This window comes from Nonomuraea mesophila, assembly GCF_004352805.1.
GTDB classification, from domain to species: Bacteria; Actinomycetota; Actinomycetes; order Streptosporangiales; family Streptosporangiaceae; genus Nonomuraea; species Nonomuraea longispora.
This window is the reverse complement of record NZ_SMLD01000325.1, coordinates 1-4,062: the sequence shown is the minus strand read 5'-3', so window position 1 is coordinate 4,062 and position 4,062 is coordinate 1. Positions and strand designations below refer to the sequence as shown.

Here is a 4,062-nt window from a genome sequence, read left to right as displayed (position 1 = left end):
CCCCACAACCCCGCAAGTCCGCAACCCCGCCAGCCCGCAACCTCGCGAGTCCGTGAGGTCCAGGAGCCTGGCGCGGTTCGCGAGGTACCGGAGTGTGCGAGGTCAGAGGCCCTTGAGGAAGGTGGCCGCCACCGGGGCGGCCACCGACCCGCCGCCGCCACCGCCCTCCACGACCACCGCGAACGCCACGTCATCCTTGAACCCGATGAACCAGGCGTGGCTGTCGAGCTTCTCCCCGGTGCCGTATTCGGCGGTGCCGGTCTTGCCGTGCGTGCCCGCGGGCAGGCCGGCCGCCTTCGCGGTGCCCTTGGTGACCACGGCGGACATCATCTCGTGCATGGCGTCCTTGACGCCCTGGGGCAGCTTGCGTTCGGAGGTCTTCTGCTTGAGCTCGGGCACCAGCGTCGGCGGCCGCCACGTGCCGTCGGCGATGGCCGCGGCCACCGACGCCATCGACAGCGGGCTCGCGGTGATCCTGCCCTGCCCGAACGACTCCGCGGCCAGCTCGGCGTCGGACTCGGCCTTGGGGAAGCTGGCCTCGGTGGCGGGCACGCCGATGTTGAGCGGCTGGTTGAAGCCGACGGACTCGGCCGCCTTCAGCAGCTTGTCGGAGCCCAGTTCCCGCTGGGCCAGCGGCGCGAACGTGGTGTTGCACGAGTGGGCGAACGAGTCGAGGAACGACACCGACCCGAACTCCGCCTTGCCGGAGTTACGGATCTTCAGCCCGCCGACGGTCGCGTATTTCGGGCACGTCACCTTGTCCTGCGCCGACACCCCGGCCGCCAGCAGCCCGATCGCGGTGACCGCCTTGAAGGTCGAGCCGGGCGCGTAGCGGCCGTCCAGCGCCCGGTTGAAGCCGCCCTTGTTGTTGACCACGGACAGGATCTCGCCGCTGGACGGCTTGATCGCCACCATCGACGCCGGCTTCTCGATGTCCTTGACCGCGTCGACCGCGGCGTCCTGCACCTTAAGATCGAGCGTCGTGCGGACGGGTTCGCCTTCCTTGCCCTCGATGGTCTCCAGGGTCTTGCCGCCGAGCCGGATCTCCGTGGACGGCGTGCCGGCCAGCTGCTTCTGGAACGTGCGCTGCAGGCCGTGGTGCCCGATGGTCTGCCCGGGCCGGTAGGCGGAGCCGAGCTTGGCGACGTCTTTCTTGGTGGCCGCGTCGAGGTAGCCGACGAGCTGCTGCACCGAACCGCCGACGGTGCCGGTGTCGATGCGCCCGCCGTCGGCGTCGGTGATCTCGGCGCGCTCGGGCCAGTGGGTCTTCAGCTCGAACGTCGCCCCCTCGGTCATCGACGGGTGCAGGGTCGAGGGTTTCCAGTCGATCTTCCAGGTGCGGTCGGCCACCTTGAGGTCGATCTTGCCTTCGTAGACCCAGGTGCCGACGTCCTTCAGCGTCAGGCTCGCGGTGTAGGGGGCGCTGGCCTGGTCGTCGCCCTCGGTGATCTGGCCGAGCCGGATGAGCGTCGACTCGACGGCGAGTGCCTTGCGCTGCTGATCGTACGCGCTGAACTGCTGCGGCGCGGCCAGCTCCGCCGCCATGGCGGCCTTGTCTCCCGCCTGCCACGCGGCGGCGAAGCGCTGCGCCGTCTCGGCGGGCGTGCCCCTGGTGTGCAGCACGTAGTAGGCGCCCCCGCCCGCGGCCCCCACCGCGAGCACGGCGGCGACGGACACGATCGCGATCGTACGACCTCGCGCCACTGCATCAGCCCCCTTGTCCTCGATGCCGGGCGGCCCGGCTCATGGTGTGCCGTTGGCGGCGGCCTTGAGGCTCGACGCGTACGCCGGCACGTATTCCTGCCCTGACAGTTTCCGGATGGCCGCCATGATCTCATCGGTCACCCGGCGGCGGTCACGTGCTTTGGTGTGGTCGCCGTCGAAGCGCATGGGCGCCCCGATGGCGATGCCGATCCGCGCCGGCCTCGGCACCGAGGTGCCGGGCGGCAGCACCCTCTCGGTGCCGCTGAGCGCCACGGGCAGCACGGGGGCGCCCGTCTTGAGCGTCAGCCAGGCCACGCCGACCTTGCCGCGGTAGAGGCGGCCGTCGGGGGAGCGGGTGCCCTCGGGGTGGATGCCGAACAACTCTCCGCGCTCCAGCAGCGCGGCGGCGTCGTCGAGCATGCCCTGGGCGGCGCGCGCGCTCTCGCGGTCGATCGGCAGGCTCCCGCCCAGCCGCATGAAGAACCCGGAGACCGGGTTGCCGTCGAAGTATTCGTTCTTGGCGGTGAACGTCACGTGCCGCGGCAGCAGCGCGGGCAGCAGGAACGAGTCGAGCACCGACAGATGGTTGGCGGCCAGGATCGCGGGCCCGCTCCTCGGCACGTGGGACGCGCCGGTGAGGTGCGGCCTGCACATCGCGTGTGCCAGTGGTGCGGCGGCGAACTTGACCACTTCGTACAGCAACGAGCTCTCCTGCGATCATCGGGCGGTCGGCCACCCCACCATAAAGCAGGCGCCCCGCCGCTGGGCGGGACGCCTGAAAAGCTGTTAAGGCCGATGTGGCGGTCGCCTCCTCGGCGAGATGCACAACACGGCTCCAGCCGAACGGTATTCCGTGAAGGCGGTAATTTGCGGCCCGGGGGACACAGACCACATCGGCCTTTTGATGCTAACGGACATCCGGCGACGCGGATTCCATACACCCCAAAGAATCGGTCACGTTCGGGTCCAGTGTGGTTGCGCAACGTGGAAGACCCGCTGCTCACGGCCACGCAGCGCCACTTCGGCGAATTGCCACAAAATCGCACCGGTCGGCGCGTGGATCACGATCGAGGGGCCCAGCGGCATCTGCAACAGCCTGCCCTGCCAGCGCGGCACACCCGGCGCCAGGAAGCGCTCCAGCGGCACCGCGTGCACCGAGGCCACCTCGCGCGGGTCGGCCACCGGCTCCTGCCGCCCGCCGAACGCCACCACCGGCGTGATCACGAACCCGGAGTCGGTGACGAAGTCGTCGAGCAGCCCGGCCACCTCGACCCCGGTGACGCCGGTCTCCTCGGCCAGCTCGCGCAGCGCCGCGTCCACCGGCCGCTCGCCGTCGTCGAGCCGCCCGCCGGGCAGCGCCCACTGCCCGGGGTTGCGGCCGTGCGGCGCCCGCTTGATCAGGATCGTGTACGGGTGGCGCTCGGCGTCCTCCAGCACGCACACGGTGACGGCGGCCCTGCGCACCCCGCCGACCGGCGGCACCTGCCTGCGGTCGAAGGCGGCCAGATGGGCGATGATCTGCTCGCGCAGCACGTCAATGGGCGACAGCACGCCACAAGGATCTCATGGCGTGTGCGAGACGCGCGGGACCGCGCCGAGAGGGAAGAATCGTCAGGCGTACGAGCCGCTCACGACCAGGTAGCCCAGCACGAAGCCGACGATCATCCCCACCCCGGCGGCGACGGCGGCCCACTTGCCCAGGGGCTCGCCGCGCGAGTGCCCGACGATGCCGAGCACGATGCCGGCCAGGCCGAACACGATCGGGACGAACAGCACGGCCACCGCGGCGCAGACGAACCCGATGATCGACAGCACCTGGTCGGCCGGCCGCCGCTGCTGGGGCGGCTGCGGGTAGGGCGGCGGCTGGGACCATCCGGCAGGGGGGTCGCCGCCGTGGGGCGGGTCAGGGGGAGCGGTCACTGCACTGGCTCCTCTCCGAGGCGTGAATCACATCACACCTCGCCGTGGAGGCTCTGTCGAGCCGATGGACCGGAACGGTCACCTTTCAGCAGAGCTGGAGGCAGCGGCCGCGCGTGCACGATGTCGAGCCGGGAGACGGCGCGGGTGAGGGCGACGTACAGGCGGTTCAGGCCGCGCCGCTCGGCCTCGGCGATGGCGGCGGGCTCGGCCACGATCACGTGGTCGAACTCCAGCCCCTTGGCCATCGTGGCGGGCAGCACCGTCAGCCGCCCGCCCGTGTCGAGGCCCGTGTCGAGGCCCGTGTCGAGGGCCGTGTCGAGGCCCGTGTCGAGGGCCGCGTCGCGCAGCGCGGACGTGAGCGCTTCCACGTCCGCGCCGGCCGCGATCACGCCGACCGAGCCCTCGAACCGCAGCGCCTCGCGTGCCGCCGCCACCACC

The 4,062-nt window shown here is 71.2% G+C and carries 5 protein-coding genes; all 5 read right to left on the bottom strand.

The genetic code is table 11. The annotated features are described in order from the left end of the window. Window positions 1-102: 102 nt before the first annotated feature. Window positions 103-1,677, bottom strand: a complete 1,575-nt coding sequence (locus E1295_RS47430) for a penicillin-binding transpeptidase domain-containing protein (protein ID WP_246081250.1) — start codon at window positions 1,675-1,677, stop codon at window positions 103-105. Window positions 1,678-1,743: 66 nt separating this feature from the next. Continuing rightward, entirely contained in the window at window positions 1,744-2,406 is a 663-nt protein-coding gene (locus E1295_RS47425) for a lysophospholipid acyltransferase family protein (RefSeq protein WP_246081249.1), read from the bottom strand. Between the two features lie 252 nt (window positions 2,407-2,658). After that, window positions 2,659-3,255, bottom strand: a complete 597-nt coding sequence (locus E1295_RS47420) for an NUDIX hydrolase (RefSeq protein ID WP_132641865.1) — start codon at window positions 3,253-3,255, stop codon at window positions 2,659-2,661. 60 nt (window positions 3,256-3,315) lie between these two features. After that, complete coding sequence (locus tag E1295_RS47415; RefSeq protein ID WP_220449262.1) at window positions 3,316-3,624, bottom strand: hypothetical protein; 309 nt, start codon at window positions 3,622-3,624, stop codon at window positions 3,316-3,318. 32 nt (window positions 3,625-3,656) lie between these two features. Next, a partial coding sequence (locus tag E1295_RS47410; protein WP_166427786.1) for an ATP-binding domain-containing protein occupies window positions 3,657-4,062 on the bottom strand: 406 nt, incomplete at its 5' end.